Annotated in this window: 21 protein-coding genes and 4 tRNA genes; 19 read left to right on the forward strand and 6 right to left on the reverse strand. The window is 56.8% G+C overall.

Annotated features, from left to right (window positions below):
• Positions 1-10: 10 nt before the first annotated feature.
• The 13 genes from wecB (at position 11) to ACTJI7_RS21885 (ending at position 10,775) form a co-directional block, all read left to right on the forward strand.
• Positions 11-1,141, forward strand: coding sequence for a non-hydrolyzing UDP-N-acetylglucosamine 2-epimerase (gene wecB / locus ACTJI7_RS21825; RefSeq protein WP_028014812.1), 1,131 nt, complete (start codon positions 11-13; stop codon positions 1,139-1,141).
• Positions 1,138-2,400, forward strand: coding sequence for a UDP-N-acetyl-D-mannosamine dehydrogenase (gene wecC, locus ACTJI7_RS21830; RefSeq protein ID WP_049001415.1), 1,263 nt, complete (start codon positions 1,138-1,140; stop codon positions 2,398-2,400). The genes wecB and wecC overlap by 4 nt, the downstream gene beginning before the upstream one ends.
• Complete coding sequence (gene rffC, locus ACTJI7_RS21835) at positions 2,397-3,074, forward strand: dTDP-4-amino-4,6-dideoxy-D-galactose acyltransferase (RefSeq protein ID WP_049138385.1); 678 nt, start codon at positions 2,397-2,399, stop codon at positions 3,072-3,074. The genes wecC and rffC overlap by 4 nt, the downstream gene beginning before the upstream one ends.
• Positions 3,075-3,078: 4 nt before the next feature.
• Entirely contained in the window at positions 3,079-4,209 is a 1,131-nt protein-coding gene (gene rffA, locus ACTJI7_RS21840; RefSeq protein WP_041911819.1) for a dTDP-4-amino-4,6-dideoxygalactose transaminase, read from the forward strand.
• Position 4,210: 1 nt separating this feature from the next.
• On the forward strand, positions 4,211-5,461 hold the full coding sequence (wzxE, locus tag ACTJI7_RS21845) for a lipid III flippase WzxE (protein WP_045260999.1): 1,251 nt from the start codon (positions 4,211-4,213) through the stop codon (positions 5,459-5,461).
• Positions 5,458-6,537 (forward strand): TDP-N-acetylfucosamine:lipid II N-acetylfucosaminyltransferase, encoded by a 1,080-nt coding sequence (locus tag ACTJI7_RS21850; RefSeq protein WP_041911821.1) that lies wholly within the window; start codon positions 5,458-5,460, stop codon positions 6,535-6,537. The genes wzxE and ACTJI7_RS21850 overlap by 4 nt, the downstream gene beginning before the upstream one ends.
• On the forward strand, positions 6,534-7,886 hold the full coding sequence (gene wzyE, locus ACTJI7_RS21855) for an ECA oligosaccharide polymerase (RefSeq protein WP_232949152.1): 1,353 nt from the start codon (positions 6,534-6,536) through the stop codon (positions 7,884-7,886). The genes ACTJI7_RS21850 and wzyE overlap by 4 nt, the downstream gene beginning before the upstream one ends.
• A gap of 12 nt (positions 7,887-7,898) precedes the next feature.
• On the forward strand, positions 7,899-8,639 hold the full coding sequence (gene wecG, locus ACTJI7_RS21860) for a lipopolysaccharide N-acetylmannosaminouronosyltransferase (RefSeq protein ID WP_045631338.1): 741 nt from the start codon (positions 7,899-7,901) through the stop codon (positions 8,637-8,639).
• A gap of 197 nt (positions 8,640-8,836) precedes the next feature.
• Positions 8,837-10,222, forward strand: coding sequence for a bifunctional threonine/serine APC transporter ThrP (gene thrP / locus ACTJI7_RS21865; protein ID WP_041911824.1), 1,386 nt, complete (start codon positions 8,837-8,839; stop codon positions 10,220-10,222).
• Between the two features lie 102 nt (positions 10,223-10,324).
• A tRNA-Arg gene (locus tag ACTJI7_RS21870) sits at positions 10,325-10,401 on the forward strand.
• Positions 10,402-10,469: 68 nt separating this feature from the next.
• A tRNA-His gene (locus ACTJI7_RS21875) sits at positions 10,470-10,545 on the forward strand.
• Positions 10,546-10,566: 21 nt separating this feature from the next.
• Positions 10,567-10,652: transfer RNA gene (locus ACTJI7_RS21880), tRNA-Leu, on the forward strand.
• Between the two features lie 46 nt (positions 10,653-10,698).
• Positions 10,699-10,775 (forward strand) — tRNA-Pro (locus ACTJI7_RS21885).
• 506 nt (positions 10,776-11,281) lie between these two features.
• On the opposite strand, the gene ACTJI7_RS21890 is transcribed toward ACTJI7_RS21885, so the two are convergent.
• The 5 genes from ACTJI7_RS21890 to hemC form a co-directional block, all read right to left on the reverse strand.
• Positions 11,282-12,493 (reverse strand): MFS transporter, encoded by a 1,212-nt coding sequence (locus ACTJI7_RS21890; protein ID WP_440671004.1) that lies wholly within the window; start codon positions 12,491-12,493, stop codon positions 11,282-11,284.
• Positions 12,494-12,666: 173 nt separating this feature from the next.
• Entirely contained in the window at positions 12,667-13,866 is a 1,200-nt protein-coding gene (hemY, locus tag ACTJI7_RS21895; protein WP_440671012.1) for a protoheme IX biogenesis protein HemY, read from the reverse strand.
• Between the two features lie 2 nt (positions 13,867-13,868).
• The gene (gene hemX, locus ACTJI7_RS21900; RefSeq protein WP_041911826.1) at positions 13,869-15,056 is read right to left on the reverse strand and encodes a uroporphyrinogen-III C-methyltransferase; all 1,188 of its coding nucleotides are present in this window, start codon (positions 15,054-15,056) and stop codon (positions 13,869-13,871) included.
• A 20-nt stretch (positions 15,057-15,076) separates the two neighbouring features.
• Positions 15,077-15,817: a uroporphyrinogen-III synthase gene (gene hemD / locus ACTJI7_RS21905; RefSeq protein WP_100171256.1), complete on the reverse strand. Its 741-nt coding sequence runs from the start codon at positions 15,815-15,817 to the stop codon at positions 15,077-15,079.
• The gene (gene hemC, locus ACTJI7_RS21910) at positions 15,814-16,755 is read right to left on the reverse strand and encodes a hydroxymethylbilane synthase (protein WP_032644935.1); all 942 of its coding nucleotides are present in this window, start codon (positions 16,753-16,755) and stop codon (positions 15,814-15,816) included. Before hemC ends, hemD begins: the two co-directional genes overlap by 4 nt.
• Before the next feature lie 350 nt (positions 16,756-17,105).
• On the opposite strand from hemC, the gene cyaA reads away from it, so the two are divergent.
• Positions 17,106-19,649: a class I adenylate cyclase gene (gene cyaA / locus ACTJI7_RS21915; protein WP_028014798.1), complete on the forward strand. Its 2,544-nt coding sequence runs from the start codon at positions 17,106-17,108 to the stop codon at positions 19,647-19,649.
• A 43-nt stretch (positions 19,650-19,692) separates the two neighbouring features.
• Here cyaA and cyaY read toward each other — a convergent pair whose 3' ends face one another.
• Positions 19,693-20,013 (reverse strand): iron donor protein CyaY, encoded by a 321-nt coding sequence (cyaY, locus tag ACTJI7_RS21920; protein ID WP_041911829.1) that lies wholly within the window; start codon positions 20,011-20,013, stop codon positions 19,693-19,695.
• Between the two features lie 135 nt (positions 20,014-20,148).
• On the opposite strand from cyaY, the gene lptM reads away from it, so the two are divergent.
• From lptM to yigB, 5 genes are read left to right on the forward strand one after another with little or no spacing between them, the layout of a single operon-like run.
• The gene (lptM, locus tag ACTJI7_RS21925) at positions 20,149-20,352 is read left to right on the forward strand and encodes an LPS translocon maturation chaperone LptM (protein WP_041911830.1); all 204 of its coding nucleotides are present in this window, start codon (positions 20,149-20,151) and stop codon (positions 20,350-20,352) included.
• A 35-nt stretch (positions 20,353-20,387) separates the two neighbouring features.
• On the forward strand, positions 20,388-21,212 hold the full coding sequence (gene dapF / locus ACTJI7_RS21930; RefSeq protein WP_320701028.1) for a diaminopimelate epimerase: 825 nt from the start codon (positions 20,388-20,390) through the stop codon (positions 21,210-21,212).
• Complete coding sequence (locus tag ACTJI7_RS21935; protein ID WP_045260992.1) at positions 21,209-21,916, forward strand: DUF484 domain-containing protein; 708 nt, start codon at positions 21,209-21,211, stop codon at positions 21,914-21,916. Before dapF ends, ACTJI7_RS21935 begins: the two co-directional genes overlap by 4 nt.
• Entirely contained in the window at positions 21,913-22,815 is a 903-nt protein-coding gene (xerC, locus tag ACTJI7_RS21940) for a tyrosine recombinase XerC (RefSeq protein ID WP_041911832.1), read from the forward strand. Before ACTJI7_RS21935 ends, xerC begins: the two co-directional genes overlap by 4 nt.
• On the forward strand, positions 22,815-23,531 hold the full coding sequence (gene yigB, locus ACTJI7_RS21945) for a 5-amino-6-(5-phospho-D-ribitylamino)uracil phosphatase YigB (protein WP_150145472.1): 717 nt from the start codon (positions 22,815-22,817) through the stop codon (positions 23,529-23,531). The genes xerC and yigB overlap by 1 nt, the downstream gene beginning before the upstream one ends.
• Positions 23,532-23,533 lie beyond the last annotated feature (2 nt).

The raw sequence follows: 23,533 nt of genomic DNA on the forward strand, positions 1-23,533 counted from the left end.
GAGAATCGATGTGAAAGTACTTACCGTATTTGGCACCAGGCCGGAGGCCATTAAGATGGCGCCTCTGGTTCATGCGCTGGCCAGCGATCCTGATATTGAAGCGAAGGTCTGCGTCACGGCCCAGCACCGTGAGATGCTCGATCAGGTCCTAACCCTCTTTTCCATCGTCCCGGATTACGACCTTAATATTATGAAGCCGGGACAGGGATTGACGGAAATAACCTGCCGCATTCTGCAGGATCTCAAGCCGATCCTGGAGTCATTCAAGCCCGACGTCGTGCTGGTGCACGGGGATACCACGACGACGATGGCAACAAGCCTGGCCGCGTTTTACCAGCGTATTCCCGTCGGCCATGTTGAAGCGGGTCTGCGCACCGGCAATCTTTATTCTCCGTGGCCGGAAGAGGCCAACCGTACGCTTACCGGGCATCTGGCGATGTACCACTTTGCGCCAACCGAGAACTCTCGCCAGAATCTGCTGCGTGAAAATGTCGCCGATAACAACATCTTTGTTACCGGCAATACGGTCATTGACGCGTTGATTTGGGTACGCGATCGCGTGCTGGCAAACAGCGATCTGCAGAAAGAACTCGCTGCCCGCTATCCTTTCCTGAATAACGGCAAAAAAACCATTCTGGTCACTGGCCACCGTCGCGAAAGCTTTGGTCGGGGCTTTGAGCAAATCTGTCACGCGCTGGCTGAAATCGCCGCGCAGAACGACGATGTGCAAATTGTCTATCCGGTACACCTTAACCCTAACGTCAGCGAGCCGGTCAACCGCATCCTGGGCCACGTCGAAAACGTCCTGCTGATTGAACCGCAGGACTACATGCCGTTTGTCTGGCTGATGAACCACGCCTGGCTGATCCTCACCGATTCCGGTGGGATTCAGGAAGAAGCGCCCTCTCTTGGCAAGCCGGTGCTGGTGATGCGTGAAACCACTGAACGTCCGGAAGCGGTTAAAGCCGGGACAGTGCGTCTTGTCGGCACCAACGCACAGCTCATCGTCGAAGAGGTCACGCGCCTTCTGCACGATGATGAAGCGTATCAGGCGATGAGCCGGGCCCACAATCCCTACGGAGACGGGCAGGCTTGTGGCCGTATTTTGCAAGCACTTAAACACAATCGGGTATCTCTATGAGTTTTACTACCATCTCTGTCATTGGTCTTGGCTACATTGGCCTGCCTACTGCGGCGGCATTCGCCTCCCGTCAAAAGCAGGTTGTTGGTGTGGATATCAACGCACGTGCGGTAGAAACCATTAATCGTGGCGAAATTCATATTGTGGAGCCCGATCTTGACCGCGTGGTGAAAGAGGCGGTTGATGGCGGCTTCCTGCGCGCCAGCACGACGCCAGTGGAAGCGGATGCCTACCTGATAGCCGTTCCAACGCCCTTTAAAGGCGACCACGAGCCCGATATGGTCTACGTCGAGGCGGCGGCAAAATCTATTGCCCCCGTGCTGAAGAAAGGGGCGCTAGTAATTCTGGAGTCGACTTCTCCCGTCGGCGCTACCGAGCAGATGGCGCAGTGGCTGGCCGATGCGCGTCCTGATTTACGCTTCCCACAGCAGGCCGGTGAGCAGGCGGATATCAACATCGCCTACTGCCCGGAGCGCGTGCTGCCGGGGCAGGTAATGGTCGAACTGATTAAAAACGACCGGGTGATAGGCGGCATGACGCCGGTCTGTTCTGAACGCGCCAGCGCGCTGTACAAGATTTTCCTGGAAGGCGAATGCGTGGTAACCAACTCCCGCACCGCCGAGATGTGCAAGCTGACGGAAAACAGCTTCCGTGACGTTAACATCGCCTTCGCAAACGAACTGTCGCTGATCTGTGCCGATCAGGGGATTAACGTCTGGGAGTTAATCCGCCTGGCGAATCGCCATCCGCGCGTCAACATTCTCCAGCCTGGCCCAGGGGTGGGCGGTCACTGTATCGCCGTCGATCCGTGGTTTATCGTGGCGCAGAACCCGGCGCAGGCGCGCCTGATTCGCACCGCGCGTGAAGTGAACGATAGCAAACCTCACTGGGTACTGAATCAGGTTAAAGCGACGGTAGCGGATTGTCTGGCAGAGAGCGGCAAGCGCGCCAGCGAGCTGAAAATTGCCTGCTTTGGTCTGGCATTTAAACCCAATATTGACGATCTGCGCGAAAGCCCGGCGATGGAAATTGCTGAGATGATTGCCGAATGGCACAAGGGCGAAACGCTGGTGGTCGAGCCAAATATTCATGAACTGCCGGCAAAACTGGCGGGGCACTGCACGCTGACGGCGCTCAATGACGCGCTGGCGACGGCGGACGTGCTGGTGCTGCTGGTGGACCATAAAGAGTTTAAAGCGACGTCCGGTGATGCAGTGCGTCAGCAGTATGTGGTTGATACGAAAGGCGTCTGGCGTTGAGTGCACTCCACGGCGTGCTGGAATCCCTTGAGTGGGAAAGCGCATTTTTTGCCCGCCCCTCGGCGATAGTCCGCTGGCGCGAGAATGCGCCCGCCCTGCAGGAAGTGGACTTCAGCGCCTGGCAGCGCGTGCAGGCTAAGATCCCGGCGGACCGTGCCGACCTGCTTGATGCGCTCCAGCAACACGGTTTTCAGCTGGTTGAAGGCGAGGTAGACCTTTCCATCACCCTCACCCGGCACGATGCGTCCGGCGCGGAAATTGCAACGGAACAGGACATTCCTGTGCTGCGCCAGATGGCGGCCCGGGCGTTTGCGCAGAGCCGCTTTCGCACGCCCTGGTATGCGCCTGACGATAGCGGACGTTTCTATGCCCAGTGGGTAGAGAATGCGGTCAAAGGTACCTTTGACCACGTCTGCCTGATTTTCCGTGCAGCGAACGGCCAGATCCAGGGATTTGTCTCGCTGCGCAAGCTTAACGAGCGCGAGGCGCGTATTGGCTTATTAGCCGGGCGCGGCATGGGGGAGAAACTCATGCAGGCGGCGCTGCACTGGGCGCAGCTGCAGCAGGTTGAGACGCTGCGGGTGGCGACCCAGGTGGGCAACACCGCCGCGCTTAAACGTTATATTGCGAGTGGTGCCAACATCGACGCCACCGCCTACTGGTTATACAGGTGACAAGATGATTCCATTTAACGCACCACCCGTCGTGGGAACCGAGCTCGACTATATGCAGTCTGCCATGGGCAGCGGCAAACTCTGCGGTGACGGCGGTTTTACCCGTCGCTGTCAGCAGTGGATGGAGCAGCGTTTTCGCAGTGCTAAAGTGCTGCTGACCCCGTCCTGCACGGCATCGCTGGAAATGGCGGCCCTGCTGCTGGATATCCAGCCCGGTGATGAAGTGATCATGCCGAGCTATACCTTCGTCTCTACCGCGAATGCATTTGTCCTGCGCGGAGCGAAAATCGTCTTTGTGGATATCCGCCCGGATACCATGAACATTGATGAGACGCTGATTGAAGCGGCGATCACCGACAAAACGCGCGCAATCGTGCCGGTTCACTACGCGGGCGTGGCCTGTGAAATGGACACCATCATGGCAATCGCCAAAAAGCACAACCTGTTTGTGGTAGAAGATGCCGCGCAGGGCGTGATGTCCACCTACAAGGGGCGCGCGCTGGGCACTATCGGCCACATCGGCTGCTTCAGCTTCCACGAAACGAAAAACTACACTGCCGGCGGTGAGGGCGGTGCGACGCTGATTAACGATCGTGCCCTGGTTGAGCGTGCGGAAGTGATCCGTGAAAAAGGCACCAACCGCAGCCAATTCTTCCGCGGTCAGGTTGATAAGTACACCTGGCGCGATATCGGCTCAAGCTATCTGATGGCCGACCTGCAGGCAGCGTACCTGTGGGCACAGCTGGAAGCGGCAGAGCGAATTAATCTCCAGCGCCTGTCCCTGTGGCAAACCTATTACGATGCGCTTGAGCCGCTGGCAAAAGCCGGACGCATTGAACTGCCAACCATTCCGGCCGATTGCGTCCACAACGCCCACATGTTTTACATCAAGCTGCGCGATAACGACGATCGCAGCCAGCTCATCGCCTGGCTTAAAGAAGCCGAAATTATGGCGGTCTTTCACTATATTCCGCTGCACTCCAGCCCGGCGGGCGAAGCGTTTGGGATGTTCGCAGGTGAAGACCGTTACACCACGAAAGAAAGTGAGCGTTTGCTTCGCCTGCCACTGTTCTTCAACCTCGCGCCAGTTAACCAGCGTACGGTGATCAATACCCTTCTGAGCTATTTCGGCTGATATGTCTCTGGCAAAAGCATCGGTGTGGACCGCCGCGTCCACGCTTGTAAAAATTGGTGCCGGACTGCTGGTCGTCAAGCTGCTGGCCGTCTCATTCGGCCCCTCAGGCGTCGGGCTGGCGGGCAACTTCCGCCAGCTTGTTACCGTCCTTGGGGTGCTGGCCGGTGCCGGAATCTTCAACGGCGTGACCAAATACGTTGCTCAGTATCATGATGATGCGGCCCAGCTTCGCAGGGTAGTGGGCACCGCGTCGGCAATGGTCACGGGCTTTTCGACCCTGCTGGCGATTGTGTTTCTGCTGGCCGCGGCGCCCATTAGCCAGGGATTGTTCGGGCACACCCATTATCAGGGGCTGGTGCGTCTGGTCGCGCTGGTCCAGATGGGCATTGCCTGGGCTAACCTGCTGCTGGCGCTGATGAAAGGTTTTCGCGATGCTGCCGGGAACGCGCTTGCACTCATCCTGGGTAGCGTCATCGGCGTGATTGCCTATTATTTCTGCTACCGCCTGGGTGGCTATGAAGGCGCACTGCTTGGGCTGGCGCTGGTTCCGGCACTGGTTGTTGTGCCTGCGGCGTTCATGCTGATGCGCCAGGGCGTTATCCCTCTGAGCTACCTGAAACCGCAATGGGACAAGGTGCTTGCCAGCCAGCTGGGTAAGTTTACCCTGATGGCGCTCATTACTTCCGTCACGCTGCCGGTGGCTTACGTGATGATGCGAAACCTGCTGGCGGCGCATTACAGCTGGGATGAGGTGGGGATCTGGCAGGGCGTAAGCAGTATTTCCGATGCTTACCTCCAGTTTATAACGGCTTCCTTTAGCGTTTATTTGCTGCCAACCTTATCGCGTCTGACGTCCAGGCAGGATATTACCCGCGAAATTTTCCGCTCCCTGCGTTTTGTATTACCCGCAGTGGCGGCGGCCAGTTTGACCGTCTGGTTATTGCGTGATGTCGCCATCTGGCTGCTGTTCTCGGCGAAGTTTACCGCCATGCGCGATCTTTTTGCCTGGCAACTGGTGGGTGATGTACTGAAAGTGGGTGCTTACGTTTTCGGCTATCTGGTGATTGCGAAAGCCTCGCTGCGGCTGTATATCCTCGCGGAGGTTAGCCAGTTTGCATTGCTGACAGCATTTTCGCACTGGCTGATACCCGCGCACGGTGCGCTGGGGGCGGCTCAGGCCTACATGGCAACCTATATCGTTTATTTCGCTGCCTGCTGCGGCGTATTTTTATTGTGGCGTAAACGCGCATGACTGCACTGATTCACATCCTGGGATCGGATATCCCACACCATAACCAGACCGTTTTGCGGTTCTTCAACGACGAGCTGGCATCGGGCAATCCTGATGCGCGCGAGTTTATGGTTGCAGGTCAGGATAATGGCCTGAGCGCGGCGTTTCCGGCGCTGACAATCACCTTCTGGCCGGATAAAGCTACCCTGGCGAAGGCGGTTATTGCCAAAGCCAAAGCGGATCGTGAGCAACGTTTCTTTTTCCACGGGCAGTTCAATACCGGCCTGTGGCTGGCTCTGCTCAGCGGGGGAATTAAACCCTCCCAGTGCAGCTGGCATATCTGGGGAGCCGATCTCTACGAAGTCTCGCGCGGCTGGAAATTCCGTCTTTTCTATCCGCTGCGTCGCATGGCGCAGGGAAGGGTGGGCCGCGTTTTTGCCACCCGTGGCGATCTGAATTATTTTGCGAAGCAGCACCCTAACGTGCGCGGTGAGCTACTCTATTTCCCAACCCGTATGGATCCGGCGCTGAACACCATGGCGAATGACGCGGTTCGCGAAGGCAAGCTGACGGTGCTGGTGGGGAATTCCGGCGACCGCAGTAACGAACATGTCGCCGCGCTCCGGGCGGTACACCAGCAGTTTGGCGACACGGTGAACGTGGTGGTGCCGATGGGTTATCCGGCCAACAACGACGCCTACATTGATGAGGTTCGTCAGCAGGGGCTTGCGTTATTCAGCGAAGAAAATCTGCACATTCTCAGCGAAAAGCTGGAGTTTGATGACTATCTTGCGCTGCTGCGAAAATGCGATCTGGGCTATTTCATCTTTGCTCGCCAGCAGGGGATTGGTACGCTGTGCCTGCTGATTCAGGCGGGTGTACCGTGCGTGCTTAATCGTGAAAACCCGTTCTGGCAGGACATGGCCGAGCAGCATATTCCGGTGTTGTTCACCTCAGACGCGCTGAATGTCGAAGTGGTACGTGAAGCACAACGCCAGCTCACGCTGGTGGATAAAAATAGCATCGACTTTTTCAGCCCGAATTACCTCACGCCGTGGCACCGCGCGCTGCGTATCGCTTCAGGAGACAACGCATGAGTCAGTTGCAGTTTAGCGGCTTACTGGTTGTCTGGCTTCTGAGCACGCTATTTATCGCCACGCTCACCTGGTTTGAGTTCCGCCGGGTGCGCTTCAACTTTAACGTGTTCTTCTCGTTGCTGTTTCTGCTGACCTTCTTTTTCGGCTTCCCGCTGACCAGCATTCTGGTCTTCCGTTTTGACGTGAGCGTCGCGCCGCCGGAAATTCTTCTCCAGGCCCTGCTGGCGGCGACCTGCTTCTATGGTGTTTACTACGTCACCTATAAAACGCGTCTGCGACCAGCGCAGACCGCTGCCCCGCGTCGGGCGCTCTTTACCATGAACCGGGTGGAGACCCATCTGACGTGGGTGATGCTCATGACGATCGCCCTGGTCAGCGTCGGCATCTTCTTCATGCATAACGGCTTCCTGCTGTTTAAGCTCCACTCCTACAGCCAGATTTTTTCGGCTGAAGTCTCAGGCGTGGCGCTTAAGCGATTCTTCTATTTCTTCATCCCGGCGATGCTGGTGATCTTCTTCCTTCGCCAGGACAGCAAGGCATGGCTGTTCTTCCTGGTCAGTACGGTTGCGTTCGGTATCCTGACCTACATGATCGTGGGCGGTACGCGTGCCAACATTATCATCGCTTTCGCTATCTTCCTGTTCATCGGCATCATCCGCGGCTGGATCTCGCTGTGGATGCTGGTTGCGGCAGGGGTATTTGGCATTGTGGGGATGTTCTGGCTGGCGCTGAAGCGCTACGGGATGAACGTGGCGGGCGACGAGGCGTTTTACACGTTCCTCTACCTGACGCGCGACACCTTCTCGCCGTGGGAAAACCTGGCATTGTTGCTGCAAAACTACGACAAGATTGATTTCCAGGGGCTGGCGCCGATTGTGCGCGATTTCTACGTCTTTATCCCGAGTTGGCTGTGGCCGGACCGCCCTGGCGTAGTACTCAATACCGCGAACTATTTTACCTGGGAAGTGCTGAACAACCATTCGGGCCTGGCGATCTCGCCAACCTTGATTGGTTCCCTGGTGGTGATGGGGGGAGGCTGGTTTATCCTGCCGGGCGCGTTTGTCGTAGGGTTGATTATTAAGTGGTTTGACTGGCTTTACGTGCGCGGTAACGAAGAGACCAACCGCTATAAAGCGGCCATTTTGCACAGTTTCTGCTTTGGTGCCATTTTCAATATGATCGTTCTGGCGCGCGAGGGGCTGGACTCGTTCGTTTCGCGCGTGGTGTTCTTCATGGTCGTTTTTGGCATCTGCCTGTTACTGGCCAAACTGTTGTACTGGCTGTTCGACAGCGCAGGGCTTGTGCACAAGCGTGAGCCACAGGGCAGCACAACGCTGTCGCAAGTCTGAGTAGGGAAAGTAATGACTGATAAAACTTCTGCACCGCGCTATGCGCTTCGTGGTTTGCAGCTGATTGGCTGGCGCGACATGCAGCACGCGCTGGATTTTCTGTTCGCCGACGGGCAGATGAAATCCGGTACGCTGGTCGCTATCAATGCGGAAAAGATGCTGGCGGTGGAAGATAACGCCGAAGTCAAAAGCCTGATAGAAGCGGCTGAATTTAAATACGCGGACGGTATCAGCGTGGTCCGCTCTATCCGTAAAAAATATCCTGACGCTAATGTATCTCGCGTGGCGGGTGCCGATCTCTGGGAGCAGCTTATGGCCCGCGCTGGTGCGGAGGGTACGCCGGTGTTCCTGATTGGCGGTAAGCCTGAGGTGCTGGCCGAGACCGAAGAGAAACTGCGTCGTCAATGGAATGTTAATATTGTTGGTAGCCAGAATGGTTACTTCAAGCCTGAAGACCAGCAGGCTTTGTTTGCCCGCGTGCGCGACAGCGGGGCAAAAATCGTCACCGTGGCGATGGGGTCCCCGCGCCAGGAGATCCTGATGCGCGACTGCCGTCTGGTCTGCCCGGATGCGCTTTATATGGGCGTCGGCGGCACCTACGATGTCTTTACCGGCCACGTGAAGCGCGCGCCGAAGATTTGGCAAAATATGGGGCTGGAGTGGCTCTACCGCCTGCTCTCCCAACCCACCCGCATTAAACGACAGATTCGACTGCTTCGCTACCTCACCTGGCACTATACCGGTAAAATGTAATCAAAATGTAGCGCGATATGCTGTTCGCGCTGCAACTCACCTGCAAAGCTGCTGATAATTTGTGCAATGCATTCATTTTTTTAATGCATCGTTTGCCATTTGGCCGATTTTAAGAAACCATTCGCACCGTATTTTAGTACCCCTAAAAAACAATAACCGGTATTAAGCCGGGAAACAGCAAACACAATCGAGGATCTATGGCAGAGAAACAACCGGAGCTACAGCGTGGGCTGGAAGCTCGTCATATCGAACTGATAGCGCTGGGCGGCACTATCGGCGTTGGCCTGTTTATGGGCTCCGCAAGCACCCTCAAATGGGCAGGCCCTTCCGTATTACTGGCGTATATCATCGCCGGGCTGTTTGTTTTCTTCATCATGCGCTCAATGGGCGAAATGCTCTTTCTGGAGCCGGTGACCGGTTCCTTCGCCGTTTACGCACACCGCTATATGAGCCCGTTCTTCGGCTACCTGACGGCCTGGTCATACTGGTTTATGTGGATGGCGGTGGGCATCTCTGAAATCACCGCCATAGGGGTTTATGTCCAGTTCTGGTTCCCGGACATGGTCCAGTGGATACCGGCACTCATTGCCGTGGGGCTGGTGGCGCTGGCAAACCTGGCCGCCGTGCGCCTTTACGGTGAAATCGAGTTCTGGTTTGCGATGATCAAAGTAACCACCATCATCGTGATGATTGTTATTGGCCTGGGCGTGATTTTCTATGGCTTTGGCAACGGCGGACACGCCATCGGCTTTGGCAACCTGACTGAACACGGCGGCTTCTTCGCCGGCGGCTGGAAGGGCTTCCTGACGGCGCTGTGTATTGTTGTGGCCTCGTATCAGGGCGTGGAACTGATCGGGATTACCGCCGGGGAAGCGAAAAACCCGCAGGTTACGCTGCGTAGCGCGGTGGGCAAAGTGCTGTGGCGCATCCTGATTTTCTACGTGGGCGCAATCTTCGTTATTGTGACCATCTTCCCGTGGAACGAAATCGGCACGACGGGGAGCCCGTTCGTATTAACCTTTGCGAAGATTGGGATTACAGCAGCAGCGGGCATCATCAACTTTGTGGTCCTGACGGCAGCGCTTTCAGGCTGTAACAGCGGGATGTACAGCTGTGGCCGTATGCTCTACGCGCTCTCGAAAAATAATCAGCTGCCTGCGGCAATGAGTAAAGTCTCACGTGCTGGCGTGCCGGTAGCGGGCGTGGCGGTCTCCATTGTCATCCTGCTGATTGGCTCCTGCCTGAATTACATCATCCCTAATCCGCAGCGCGTGTTTGTTTATGTCTACAGCGCCAGCGTGCTGCCGGGCATGGTGCCGTGGTTTGTTATCCTCATCAGCCAGCTGCGTTTTCGCCATGCGCATAAAAAAGCGATCGCCAGCCATCCGTTCCGCTCGATCCTTTTCCCGTATGCGAACTATTTGACGATGGCATTCCTGATTTGCGTATTAATTGGAATGTACTTTAATGAAGATACCCGCATGTCGCTGTTTGTCGGGCTGATCTTCCTGGCGGCAGTGACGGCCGCGTATAAGCTTTTTGGCCTGGGTCGCCGTGCCACTACGCAGAAAGTGGAGGAATAAGCGGCAAAATGTGCAAACCATAACCAAACGCGCATTTTTTTCAAAAAAGCACTAGACAGCGGGGACGGAGGTACGTAATATCCAGCCCCGCAACGGCGCTAAGCGCCCGTAGCTCAGCTGGATAGAGCGCTGCCCTCCGGAGGCAGAGGTCTCAGGTTCGAATCCTGTCGGGCGCGCCATTTTAGTTCCCGGCGCTAGAGCTGCGGTGGTCTGAGAAGTAGTCAGTACCGCGTGAAAGAATACAGTGGTGGCTATAGCTCAGTTGGTAGAGCCCTGGATTGTGATTCCAGTTGTCGTGGGTTCGAATCCCATTAGCCACCCCATTATTGAAAGAGTTGTGAATTGCGAAGGTGGCGGAATTGGTAGACGCGCTAGCTTCAGGTGTTAGTGTCCTTAGGATGTGGGGGTTCGAGTCCCCCCCCTCGCACCACGACTTTTTAAATGAATTGAACTAAAAATTCAAAAAAGCAGTACATCGGCGAGTAGCGCAGCTTGGTAGCGCAACTGGTTTGGGACCAGTGGGTCGGAGGTTCGAATCCTCTCTCGCCGACCAATTTTGAACCCCGCTTCGGCGGGGTTTTTTGTTTTCTGTAAGTTTTCTCCCCTGTCGTTATCTCCAGAAAGTACCCTTTATCATTGTCGCGATTCAGTGACATGCAATCCATTGAAAATAAAATAAATAATTATTTATGGGATTTACTGTCTCTTCCTGGCGACATATTTCTGCTTTTGCCGATACGCTATGAAGCTTCAGAGGCTACTTAACAGCATAATTTCCTTTTATCTTAAAATGTTGCGCCATGTAAAAGTTCTGCGTGTAAATCTGGCACGTTACGTGCAATAATATACGCGTAGATGCTCATTCCATCTCTTATGTTCGCCTTAGTGCCTCATAAACTCAGGAATGACGCAGAGCCATTTACGGTGCTTATCGTCCACTGACAGATGTCGCTTCGGCCTCATCAGACACCATGGACATAACGTTGAGTGAAGCACCAAATATGTTGTCTTACAGACCTGTTTTAACGCCTGCTTTTATAGCAGGCGTTTTTTTATGTCTTATTCCCGATACCCACGCATGATCAGGGCGACCAACAGCAGGGCGGCTGACGAGACCGTATAGAGCGCCAGCACTGAGCCAAGCCCAACAGCCACTATCGCTGTAATGCCGGTGAAAAGCGAGGCGCTGAGCGTTTGCCAGCGCCAGGCTTTACCGCTGGCTGACGCGGTTTGCGTGATATGAAAACTGCTGAGTATGCCAAACGTGCCGGCTGCGAAGAGAACGTTTGAGGCCAGATGCGCGATAAAGATCATCCCCAGCGCACATGCCATCCACCCGGACAACAACGGCAGCATTCCATAAGCGGCAAGAAAAATACCGAGACAAACGATGATTCGCGGCGTGTGGACGGCAAAGCGCGTCAGGCTCTCTTTTTTTAGCAGCATGGGGCCGCAAAGTTGCCCCATGCTCCTTGCGAAAAGCAGAGGCAGAGCATGGCCCGCCGCATCCTGAGGATGGAGCTGCTGCGCCAGGGCCGGAAGTAGCGCCATAGCCGGTGAGCCGACGGCCGCCAGCGCCGGCAAAATGAGCAGGCTGCGCTTTTGCCGAACGGTCAACGTCCGCCAGCGCAGTGGCGCGGGGGCTGCCTCTTCACCGGGGAGAGGTAGCAATGGCGCAGAAAACCGCCGCCCAGCAAGCCACAGCAGCAGCAGCGACCCGAGAAAACTGGCGGCATCAATAGCCAGCAAGGTAAACACGGAGGTCTGCTTGAATAGCACCACGCCGAGTCCAGTACCTAATAACACCTGAGAAGCAAAAATCACATTTTCCAGACAGGTCGCAGCAGGCAGCTCTGTTTCGCTAAGTCCGCGTTTAAAGAGCAATGTCAGCGCGGGCCAGCTCATCCCGCTGAGCAGCGCTTCGGTGGATTGCACGGCGAGTAGCGAGGCAATGCTGTGATAACCCGCACCGAGCAGGGGGAAGAGCAGGGCGAGCAATCCCAGCCCCTCGGTCACTATCAGCAGGAATACTGGAGAATAGCGCGAGCACAGCTTTTCGCCGATCGCGCTGCCGATGAATCCCGGAACCGTTGCGAAAAGAAAAGCGAGGGTGAGCAGGGCGGGCGGTGCCGACCACGCTAACAGTAAACCAAAGACCACGACCTGGGTTAAACCATTTCCCAGCGAAGAAAAGATAAAAGCACAGGCAAGCAGGCGCAGCCAGCGGTGGCAGCGCAGCGCTTCAATAAGCGCATACAAAAGCGAGTTCATGAAGATTTCCTTTCAAAAACGATTTAATCCACGCTGCAGAAAGTGCGCGTGTGTGAAAAAAGGTTAATGAAAAGACTTCGTTACATTGGCGGGTTCGTTTACAGATGTGGGTGTAAAGAATGTAGCAGGAGAAAGGCGATAAAAAAAGGAGGCCGTCTGGCCTCCTTTTTTATTTATTGCGGGTTACCGTTATTTTGCAGCGTCAGCAACAGCCCATCGCGCCGCATGGCGGCCGCCTCTTCTGGCTTATGCTGTTTGTCCAGCGTATCGGCAAGCCACGCGTAGTCAAACGCGTCCGGACGCTGTTTCAGTGCCGCACGGAAGGCCAGGCTCGCCTCTTGCCATTCGCCGTGCTTCATCAGCGACTGGCCCAGGGTACTCCACAGCAGCGGACGGTCACCGACGGTTTTGATCTGCTGGCGCAGCACTTTTTCGACCTGCTCAGGGTTATTGGTTTTCAGGCGCGGGATCACCATGACCAGGCGATCGTCGTACTGGCGCTTCAGGCCGTCGAGAAGGATCTCCTGGGCGGTGTCATGATCGTCACATTCAATAAGATGTTCCGCCATGGCCACCTGCAGGGGGACCTGCTGGCGCGTTTTCCGGCTCTGATTCTTCCACCAGGTTTTCAGGCCTTCGCTGCCCAGGTCGGCGCGCGCCTGATCCATCAGGCCAATCCATGCCAGACGCTGAAGTTCATCACGATGTTCATCATCACCCACCTCGGCCTTCGCCATCGACGGAATGATGTCCAGCAACGAGCCCCACGCTCCGGTACGAATATAGGCCTGCTCCGCAAGGCGTAGGACTTCCGGATGACGCGGTGCGATTTCCAGCAGACGGTCAATGCCGTGGCGCGCCGCGTGGTTCTCATTGCGCGCGAGCTGCAGGCGGACGCGGGTAATTTCCACTGGGATCGGGTCGCCAGACGCCAGCTCTGACGCGCGTTCCAGATGCTGGTTAGCGCGGGCTTCATCACCGCGCTGCTGCGCCGCTTCGGCGGCCAGAAGATAGTTCACCACCGGCTGTTCCGCGTGATCGGCGTTTTTCGACATCAGCTTTTCAACCTGCTGGTAATCGCCTTCGGCCAGCTTTAGCAGTGCCTGTTCCGTTTGCTTACGGGCGCGGCGGCGCTTACGGCCAACGAACCAGCCGCGGGTATGGGCACCGGTGCGGAAAATACGGCGCAGGATCCATTCAACGGCAAGCAGGACTACGAGGCCGAGGATCAGAACGATCGCCAGACCTGTTACGCTGGTTTCAATGTTGTAGTTATCGGTCTGGATCAGGACGTATCCCTGATGACCCGCAAGCATCGGGCCCAGGACGATCCCGGCGATCAGCAGGATGAAGAGTAAAAGGACTTTTAGCATCATTACTCTCCCTGTGGCGCGCTTTCAGGCGCTGGTGCCGCCGCTGTGCCGGTCTGCCCGGCCGGAACGCCCGGCTGCGCCAGCAGGTTACGCACGCGCGTCTGCATCAGCTTCTCCAGAATCGGCTGGCTGGCCAGTTTATCCGGCACGTTCATGGTGATGTTCTGCTGGCTCAGCTTGTCGATATCTTCGAGGAAGGCGGTGGTCGTTGCATCATCGGTGTTGTAGTAGGCGCGTACCCACGTCGAGACGTTATCCAGCGCCTGTTTGTACGTTTCTTCCTGATGGCGCGGCACGGCCTGCGCCGCGACCAGCAGGCGGGAACGGATGTTTTCGCGCAGATAGATATCCTGATTCGGCGCTAACAGCGGTACGGCGGTTTCATCGCGACGGCGGATGGTGATGAAGCTGTCCATAAAGTTCTGCCAGCTTTTCTGCAGGTTTATGCGCCATTCGCTCAGGGAGCTGGACAGCTCGGTACCGTCAGAGTCCATCGGGGAGTCGTCGTCATTGTTATCCGCCAGCTGCAGGTTATCTATTTGATTCGAAAGCTGGTTCACCTTGAGGATAATGCCGTCGTAATCCACCTGTGAAACGGCGGAGAGGCTGGCGATATCTTCGGTAATCGCACGGCGCGCGGTAATGAGGCTCGGATCGTTCATGTCGGCCAGGCTCGCATCGGCGCTTTTCAGCAGCGCGGCGGCGGTGGTCACGTCCTGATCGCTCCACAGCTTACGCCCGGCGAGTTTGACGAGGAAATCGGCCTGCGAGAGCAGCCAGGTTTTGGCATCGGTGCCGGAGATGGTGGCGACTTTCTGCTGTACTTCGCCCAGCTGTTTGGTCAGCTCTTCCTGTTTGCTGTTCGCCTCGGCAAGCGCGGCGGCCTGCTGCTTAATCACCGCTTCCAGCTCGGTTTTCTGCGTTTCCTGCGCTTTTTGCAGGGAGGTAAGCTGATTGACCAGCGTATCGCTGGTGGCCGTCTGGTTAGCACTCTGTTGCTTTACCAGACCATACAGGCCGACGCCTGCTGCCAGCGCAATGGCGATGGCAATCGCGCTCAGCGCGAGGCTGGTTTTATTGCTGCCGTTTTTCTTCTCAGCGGTTTTCTCAGTCGTCTCTGGCTGTGGCGTTGTCTCCACAGTCTCCCTGGTCTCTTCAACCACGGCGGAGGATTTTTCGTGTTCCGTCATTATGGCTTCCCATTTGAGAGTTATTGTAATGCGCGCAGCAGCGCATCGTTGTCGGCGTTATCAGCGATCCGAATATCCTGCCAGCCCAGTTCCCGGGCGAGGTTCGCCAGACGCTCACTGACGACCAGAAGCCGACAGCGGAGTAACCAGTTTTCGCGATACCAACGCGGTATCAGCGACCAAAGCTGTTGTAACATTTCACCGCTGGTGACCACCAGCGTATTAATACCGCGCGCATGCCAGCGCATCGCCTCTTCAGCACCGTCGTAGTGTTTCGCACAGCGCTGGTAGCACTCAACAAACGTCACGTCAGCCCCGCGTTCCCGCAGCGTTTCACCCAGCAGTTCGCGGCCACTGTTGCCGCGCAAAATGAGCGCGCGCTTTCCGGCAATAGTTTGTAATTCAGGTAATTGTAGCAAGACTTCGCTGATTTCCCGATCCAACGGGTAGCGAACGTCTGTTCCACTCACGGTATGTAAGGCCAGCGCGGTGGTTCTGCCGATAGCGAAATAGCGCGGAGCGGTCGGCCAGCGTGTCCCCGCCTGTTGCAGCTGCGCATGGGCAAATTCCACGGCATGCTGCGATAGCGCAAACAGCAGGTCGCCTTCCTGCAGGGTATTCATCTGGTCGGCGAGCGCAGAGAGCTCCCGACCGGGGGAGAATTCAATGAGCGGAAAACTCCAGGCCACCTGCCCCAGTGCGCGCAGACGGCTCACTAACTGCTCTCCTGCGGGAGAAGGGCGGGTGACAAGAATACTCATGCAGGGGGTTCTCCGTTATAGACCTCGGCCAGAATTTCACGTGCGCCGTTATTCAGCAGCTCTTCCGCCAGCGACACGCCAAGCGCTTCGGCATCCTGCGGCTTGCCGCGACGTTCGCCGCGCACCATCTGTGAACCGTCCGGTGCGCCCACCAGCGCGCGCAGCCACAGTTCACCGTCTGTTAATTCAGCATAGCTGCCAATCGGCACCTGACACCCGCCTTCGAGGCGAGTATTCATCGCCCGCTCGGCTTTTACGCGGGTTGCGGTCTCGTCATGGTTCAGCGGAGCGAGCAGCTCGCGGGTGCGCGCATCGTCCAGACGGCACTCAATGCCGACGGCGCCCTGGCCGACGGCCGGCAGCGACAACTCTGGTGGCAACGCCACGCGAATGCGTTCCTCCAGCCCCAGGCGCTTCAGGCCTGCAACCGCAAGAATAATGGCATCGTAATCGCCGTTATCCAGCTTGCCCAGACGCGTGCCAACGTTACCGCGCAGCGAGCGGATGATAAGGTCAGGACGACGCTCCGCCAACTGACACTGACGGCGTAAACTGGACGTGCCAACCACGCTACCCGCCGGCAGCGCGTCGAGCGAGTCATAGTGGTTCGAGACAAACGCGTCACGCGGATCTTCGCGCTCGCAGATGGTCACCAGCCCCAGCCCTTCCGGGAACTCGACGGGCACGTCTTTCATCGAATGTACGGCGATATCGGCGCGGTTCTCAAGCAATGCCAGTTCCAGCTCTTTGACAAACAGGCCCTTGCCGCCCACTTTCGCCAGCGGCGTATCCAGAATCACGTCACCGCGCGTGACCATCGGCACCAGCTCGACGCGCAATCCACTGTGGCAGGCTTCAAGGCGCTGCTTAACATAATGTGCCTGCCAGAGCGCGAGAGGGCTTTGGCGTGTGGCAATTCTCAAAACATTGTCTAACATGCTTGTTACCGTCATTATCAATCGCTAACCATCCTAACATTGTTGACTCTGGGATGGCAGTTTTACGGTTGATGAAGCGTGAGAGGGACAAGGCGGCGTATTCGTCAGCCATAGCCGTATTCAGGAATTTACACGTACAGAACGGTGCTACACTTGTATGTAGCGCATCTTTCTTTACGGTCAACCGGCAAGGTGTTAAATTGATCACGTTTTAGACCATTTTTTCGTCGGTACCACCATAATGACAAGGGCGAAAAAAGGGTAACGGTTATCTTTTTGAAATACTGCGGGCTCGCTGTTATTCGTGTTTTGAATAGCTTACGACACCCGGAAACATCAGGCGATACGTCTTGTACCTCTATATTGAGACTCTGAAACAGAGACTGGATGCCATAAATCAACTGCGTGTGGATCGCGCGCTTGCTGCCATGGGCCCTGCTTTCCAGCAGGTATACAGTCTGCTGCCGACATTATTGCACTATCACCACCCGCTAATGCCTGGCTACCTTGATGGTAACGTTCCCCAGGGCATTTGCCTCTTCACGCCTGATGAAACCCAACAGCATTATCTGAACGAGCTGGAACTCTACCGCGGCATGCCGCCTCAGGTTTCTCCGAAAGGTGAACTGCCGATTACCGGCGTTTACTCGATGGGGAGCACCTCATCGGTAGGGCAGAGCTGTTCTTCGGACCTGGATATCTGGGTCTGCCATCAATCCTGGCTCGATAACGAAGAGCGCCAGCTGCTGCAGCGTAAATGCAGCCTGCTGGAAAGCTGGGCGGCCTCGCTTGGCGTGGAAGTGAGCTTCTTCCTGATTGATGAAAACCGTTTCCGCCATAATGAAAGCGGCAGTCTGGGTGGTGAGGACTGCGGCTCGACTCAGCACATCCTGTTGCTGGATGAATTTTACCGTACTGCCGTTCGTCTGGCCGGGAAGCGTATTCTGTGGAATATGGTCCCGTGCGAAGAAGAAGAGCATTACGACGACTACGTCATGTCGCTTTACGCGCAGGGCGTACTGACGCCAAACGAATGGCTGGACCTGGGCGGCCTCAGCTCCCTGTCCGCCGAAGAGTACTTTGGCGCAAGCCTCTGGCAGCTCTACAAGAGCATTGATTCACCGTACAAAGCGGTGCTGAAAACCCTGCTGCTGGAAGCCTACTCGTGGGAATACCCTACGCCGCGCCTGCTGGCGAAAGATATCAAGCAGCGCCTGCACGATGGCGAAATTGTCTCCTACGGGCTCGACGCCTACTGCATGATGCTGGAGCGCGTTACCGAATACCTGAAAGCCATTGATGACACCACGCGTCTTGACCTGGTGCGTCGATGTTTCTATCTCAAGGTCTGTGAAAAGCTGAGCCGTGAGCGCGCCTGCGTGGGCTGGCGTCGTGAAGTGGTCAGTCAGCTTGTGAAAGAGTGGGGATGGGACGAAGCGCGTCTGTCCATGCTTGATAACCGCGCCAACTGGAAGATCGATCAGGTGCGTGAAGCGCACAACGAACTGCTCGACGCGATGATGCAAAGCTACCGTAACCTGATCCGCTTTGCGCGCCGCAATAACCTTAGCGTCTCCGCCAGCCCGCAGGATATCGGGGTGTTAACCCGTAAGCTGTACGCCGCGTTTGAAGCGCTGCCGGGCAAAGTGACCCTGGTTAACCCGCAGATTTCGCCTGACCTGTCTGAACCAAACCTGACCTTTATCTATGTGCCGCCGGGCCGCGCGAACCGCACCGGGTGGTATCTGTACAACCGTGCGCCAAGCATGGATTCGATTATCAGCCATCAGCCGCTGGAATATAACCGCTATCTGAACAAGCTGGTGGCGTGGGCCTGGTTTAACGGCCTGCTGACCTCGCGCACGCGCCTGTTTATCAAGGGCAATGAGGTTGTCGATTTAGCCAAGCTGCAGGAGATGGTGGCGGATGTCTCGCACCACTTCCCGCTGCGTCTGCCTGCGCCGACGCCAAAAGCGCTCTACAGCCCGTGCGAGATCCGCCATCTGGCGATCATCGTCAACCTGGAATACGATCCGACGGCGGCCTTCCGCAATCAGGTAGTCCATTTTGACTTCCGCAAGCTGGACGTCTTCAGCTTTGGCGAGCAGCAAAACTGCCTGGTGGGCAGCGTAGACCTGCTTTACCGCAACTCGTGGAACGAAGTGCGTACCCTGCACTTCAACGGCGAGCAGGCGATGATTGAAGCGCTGAAAACCATTCTCGGCAAGATGCACCAGGACGCCGCACCGCCGGACAGCGTCGAAGTGTTCTGCTACAGCCAGCACCTTCGCGGTTTAATTCGTACTCGCGTGCAGCAGTTGGTGTCTGAATGCATCGAACTGCGTCTCTCCAGCACCCGTCAGGAAACCGGGCGCTTCAAAGCGCTGCGCGTTTCCGGGCAGACGTGGGGCCTGTTCTTCGAGCGTCTGAACGTGTCGGTGCAGAAGCTGGAAAACGCTATCGAGTTCTACGGCGCGATTTCACACAACAAGCTGCACGGCCTCTCAGTTCAGGTGGAAACCAACCACGTCAAGCTGCCGCAGGTGGTGGATGGCTTTGCCAGTGAAGGGATTATTCAGTTCTTCTTTGAAGAGTCGGGCGACGATGCCGGGTTCAACATCTACATTCTGGATGAGACCAACCGCGCCGAGGTGTATCACCACTGTGAAGGCAGCAAAGAGGAGCTGGTGCGCGACGTCAGCCGCTTCTACTCTTCCTCGCATGACCGTTTCACCTACGGTTCCAGCTTTATCAACTTCAACCTGCCGCAGTTCTATCAGATTGTGAACGTGGATGGCCGAGCGCAGGTGATCCCGTTCCGTACGCAGGCGATTACCCCTGCGGCGCCTGCGAATCAGGATACTGCACCGCTGTTGCAGCAGTATTTTTCCTGAGGCTTTTCGCCCGGTAAGGCGCAGCCGCCACCGGGCAACAAAACTACCTGAAACGCACTTCCTCGCCCGCCTGCGCGGTCGCCGCCTGTTCTAGCAGATCCCAGAACGTTTCGCCGCTGCGATCGCAAACCCACTCGTCACCCTTCAAATCAAAGTGATAACCGCCCTGTTTGGCCGCCAGCCACACCTGGTGAAGCGGCTCCTGACGGTTAATAATAATTTTGCTGCCGTTTTCGAAGCTCAGGGTCAGAATGCCGCCGTTGATTTCACAATCGATATCGCTGTCGCCGTCCCAGTCGTCGATACGTTCTTCGATGGTCATCCACAGGGTGTCGGCAAGGCGATGGAATTCACTGTCGTTCATGGTTTTGTTCCTGTTTTTCGTGATGGCGGCAGTATAACGCTAAATAATTCCCGTTGCAGGAAAGCGGCAAACTCTTGCTTTTGTGTCTTCTCCTGCGATGATAGAAACAGATTTGAACTTACGGGCAACTTTATAATGAAAAACGCTTTCCGAACGCTTGCCGTTCTCATCACGCTGTTTAGCCTGACCGGCTGCGGACTGAAGGGACCACTCTACTTCCCGCCTGCGGATAAAACCGCGCCGCCGCCGACAAAACCGGTTAACAGCGGCATCGAGTCTTCCACGCCAAAGACTAACGATCGTGGCGATAACGGCGGTCCGACTCAGGTTAACCTCTGACGACAACGTTCTGTACCCGCGCAATGGAGCAAATGATGCAGTTCTCTAAAATGCATGGCCTTGGCAACGATTTTATGGTCGTCGACGCGGTAACGCAGAATGTGTTTTTCTCCCCGGAACTGATCCGCCGCCTGGCGGATCGGCACGTGGGCGTGGGGTTCGATCAGCTGCTGGTGGTTGAGCCGCCCTACGATCCTGACCTCGATTTCCACTACCGTATTTTCAACGCTGACGGCAGTGAGGTTAACCAGTGCGGCAATGGCGCGCGCTGTTTCGCCCGCTTTGTCCGCCTGAAAGGGCTCACCAATAAGCGCGATATCCGCGTCAGTACCGCCAACGGTCGTATGGTGCTCAGCGTTACCGACGATGAGCTGGTGCGCGTCAATATGGGCGAGCCTGACTTCGAGCCTTCCGCCGTGCCGTTTCGCGCAAACAAAGCGGAAAAGACCTATATTATGCGGGCGGCCGAGCAGACAGTATTGTGCGGCGTTGTCTCGATGGGTAACCCGCACTGCGTGATTCAGGTGGATGACGTGGAAACTGCGGCGGTTGAAACGCTCGGTCCGGTGCTGGAGAGCCACGAGCGGTTCCCGGAGCGGGCGAACATCGGCTTTATGCAGGTGGTGAAGCGTGAACACATCCGTCTGCGGGTTTACGAGCGCGGCGCGGGCGAAACCCAGGCCTGCGGAAGCGGTGCCTGTGCGGCGGTGGCCGTCGGTATCTCCCAGGGGTTACTGGCAGAAGAGGTTCGCGTGGAATTACCGGGCGGTCGTCTTGATATCGCCTGGAAAGGAGCGGGTCATCCACTGTACATGACTGGCCCGGCGACACATGTTTATGACGGGTTTATCCATCTATGAAACAACCAGGGGAAGAACTGCAGGAAACAGTGACGGAACTGGACGACAGCGCTGTTGTTGATTATCTGCTGAACAATCCTGAGTTTTTTATTCGCAATGCACGCGTCGTCGAACGAATGCGCGTGCCGCATCCGGTTCGCGGGACCGTGTCGCTGGTCGAATGGCATATGGCGCGCGCGCGTAACCACATCAACCAGCTTGAAGAGAACATGACGCTGTTGATGGAGCAGGCCAGCACCAACGAAAGCCTGTTCTATCGCCTTCTGCACCTGCAGGCGCGTCTGGCCTCGGCGCACAGCCTTGAAGAGTTTCTCAGCCGCTTCCACCGCTGGGCGCGCGAGCTGGGGCTGGCGGGCGCAACGATTCGTCTGTTCCCTGACCGCTGGCGCATTGGCGCACCGTCGGGGTTCACCCATCTGGCGCTCAGCCGTCAGGCGTTTGAGCCGCTGCGCATTCAGCGCCTGGGCCATGAGCATCACTATCTGGGGCCGCTGAACGGACCCGAACTGCTGGTGGTGTTACCGGAAGCCAAAGCGATTGGCTCGGTGGCGATGTCGCTGATGGGGCGCGATGGCGACCTGGGGGTCATATTATTTACCAGCCGCGACGCGCACCACTATGAGCAGGGGCAAGCCACGCACCTGCTGCAGGAGATCGCCCTGATGCTGCCCGAGCTGCTGGAGCGCTGGATTGAACGCGTATGACGGACGGATTGCTCGCCACTGACGTCACCCGGTTTCTGCGCTATCTGGGCGTTGAGCGTCAGCTCAGCCCCATCACGCTGCTTAACTATCAGCGTCAGCTTGATGCCATCATGCAGATTGCCGAAGAAATCGGCCTGAAAAGCTGGCAACAATGTGACGCCGCCACGGTACGCGGGTTCGTCGTGCGTAGCCGTAAAAAAAATCTTAGCCCGGCGAGCCTTGCGCTCCGGCTCTCTGCGCTGCGCAGCTTTTTCGACTGGCTGGTCAGCCAGGGCAAGCTGAAAGCTAACCCGGCAAAAGGGATCGCCACGCCAAAGGCCCCGCGCCATCTGCCGAAAAATATCGACGTCGACGACGTAAACCGCCTGCTGGATATCGATCTTAACGATCCGCTCGCCGTGCGCGACCGCGCGATGCTGGAGGTGATGTACGGCGCGGGCCTGCGTCTCTCCGAACTGGTGAACCTCGACTTAAAGCATCTCGATCTGGAATCCGGCGAAGTGTGGGTGATGGGCAAGGGCAGCAAAGAGCGCCGCCTGCCGATTGGCCGCAACGCCGTCTCCTGGATTGAGCACTGGCTGGATCTGCGCGGCCTGTTTGGCGCGGAAGAGGATGCGCTGTTTTTATCAAAGCTCGGCAAGCGGATCTCCGCGCGTAACGTGCAGAAGCGCTTTGCGGAGTGGGGCATCAAGCAGGGGCTGAACAGCCACGTGCATCCCCACAAGCTGCGCCACTCCTTTGCGACACACATGCTGGAATCGAGCGGCGATCTGCGTGGCGTACAGGAACTGCTTGGCCACGCGAATCTGTCGACCACTCAAATCTATACCCACTTAGACTTCCAACACCTTGCCTCGGTGTATGACGCGGCGCATCCACGCGCCAAACGGGGGAAATAATGCGTTTTTACCGCCCACTCGGTCAGATCTCAGCCCTGACATTTGACCTTGATGACACCCTTTATGACAACCGCGAGGTGATCCTGCGTACCGAGCAGGAGTCACTGGCGTTTGTGCAGAACTACCATCCGGCGCTGAAAGCGATGCAAAACAAGGACTTCCAGAAGCTGCGCCAGTCCCTGCGGGAGACCGAGCCGGACATTTACCACGACGTGACCGAATGGCGTCGTCGCGCGGTTGAGCAGGCGATGCTGAACGCGGGTCTGAGCGCACAGGATGCGGCCATCGGTGCCGAAGCGGCAATGGAAAACTTCGCCAAATGGCGCAGCCGTATCGACGTGCCGCAGGAAACCCACGACACGCTGGCGAAGCTTGCCGAAAAGTGGCCGCTGGTGGCCATCACCAACGGCAATGCCCAGCCGGAGCTGTTTGGCCTCAGCGATTATTTTGAATTCGTGCTGCGCGCGGGTCCGCACGGGCGCGCGAAGCCGTTCAGCGACATGTATCACCTGGCAGCGGAAAAACTGAATTTGCCGCTCGGTAACATTCTTCACGTGGGCGACGATCTGACCACCGACGTGGCGGGTGCCATCCGCTGCGGCATGCAGGCCTGCTGGATCAAGCCAGAAAATGCGGAGCTGATGACCGCAACAGACAGCCGTCTTCTGCCGCACGTGGAAATTTCGCGGTTGGCATCCCTCACGACGCTGATATAATC

Origin of the sequence: Enterobacter sp. 22499 (assembly GCF_052044815.1) — a bacterium.
In the GTDB taxonomy this organism is placed as follows: Bacteria; Pseudomonadota; Gammaproteobacteria; order Enterobacterales; family Enterobacteriaceae; genus Enterobacter; species Enterobacter bugandensis.

What these genes read in the sequence shown, in the direction of transcription:
- hemD (WP_100171256.1), bottom strand. Translation starts at nt 15,817, where the DNA reads ATGAGTATTCTTGTCACCCGCCCTTCTCCCGCAGGAGAGCAGTTAGTG.
- yigB (WP_150145472.1), top strand. Translation starts at nt 22,815, where the DNA reads ATGCGTTTTTACCGCCCACTCGGTCAGATCTCAGCCCTGACATTTGAC.
- wzyE (WP_232949152.1), top strand. Translation starts at nt 6,534, where the DNA reads ATGAGTCAGTTGCAGTTTAGCGGCTTACTGGTTGTCTGGCTTCTGAGC.
- rffA (WP_041911819.1), top strand. Translation starts at nt 3,079, where the DNA reads ATGATTCCATTTAACGCACCACCCGTCGTGGGAACCGAGCTCGACTAT.
- xerC (WP_041911832.1), top strand. Translation starts at nt 21,913, where the DNA reads ATGACGGACGGATTGCTCGCCACTGACGTCACCCGGTTTCTGCGCTAT.
- wecC (WP_049001415.1), top strand. Translation starts at nt 1,138, where the DNA reads ATGAGTTTTACTACCATCTCTGTCATTGGTCTTGGCTACATTGGCCTG.
- hemX (WP_041911826.1), bottom strand. Translation starts at nt 15,056, where the DNA reads ATGACGGAACACGAAAAATCCTCCGCCGTGGTTGAAGAGACCAGGGAG.
- ACTJI7_RS21935 (WP_045260992.1), top strand. Translation starts at nt 21,209, where the DNA reads ATGAAACAACCAGGGGAAGAACTGCAGGAAACAGTGACGGAACTGGAC.
- ACTJI7_RS21850 (WP_041911821.1), top strand. Translation starts at nt 5,458, where the DNA reads ATGACTGCACTGATTCACATCCTGGGATCGGATATCCCACACCATAAC.
- hemC (WP_032644935.1), bottom strand. Translation starts at nt 16,755, where the DNA reads ATGTTAGACAATGTTTTGAGAATTGCCACACGCCAAAGCCCTCTCGCG.
- ACTJI7_RS21890 (WP_440671004.1), bottom strand. Translation starts at nt 12,493, where the DNA reads ATGAACTCGCTTTTGTATGCGCTTATTGAAGCGCTGCGCTGCCACCGC.
- lptM (WP_041911830.1), top strand. Translation starts at nt 20,149, where the DNA reads ATGAAAAACGCTTTCCGAACGCTTGCCGTTCTCATCACGCTGTTTAGC.
- wecG (WP_045631338.1), top strand. Translation starts at nt 7,899, where the DNA reads ATGACTGATAAAACTTCTGCACCGCGCTATGCGCTTCGTGGTTTGCAG.
- dapF (WP_320701028.1), top strand. Translation starts at nt 20,388, where the DNA reads ATGCAGTTCTCTAAAATGCATGGCCTTGGCAACGATTTTATGGTCGTC.
- hemY (WP_440671012.1), bottom strand. Translation starts at nt 13,866, where the DNA reads ATGCTAAAAGTCCTTTTACTCTTCATCCTGCTGATCGCCGGGATCGTC.
- thrP (WP_041911824.1), top strand. Translation starts at nt 8,837, where the DNA reads ATGGCAGAGAAACAACCGGAGCTACAGCGTGGGCTGGAAGCTCGTCAT.
- cyaY (WP_041911829.1), bottom strand. Translation starts at nt 20,013, where the DNA reads ATGAACGACAGTGAATTCCATCGCCTTGCCGACACCCTGTGGATGACC.
- wzxE (WP_045260999.1), top strand. Translation starts at nt 4,211, where the DNA reads ATGTCTCTGGCAAAAGCATCGGTGTGGACCGCCGCGTCCACGCTTGTA.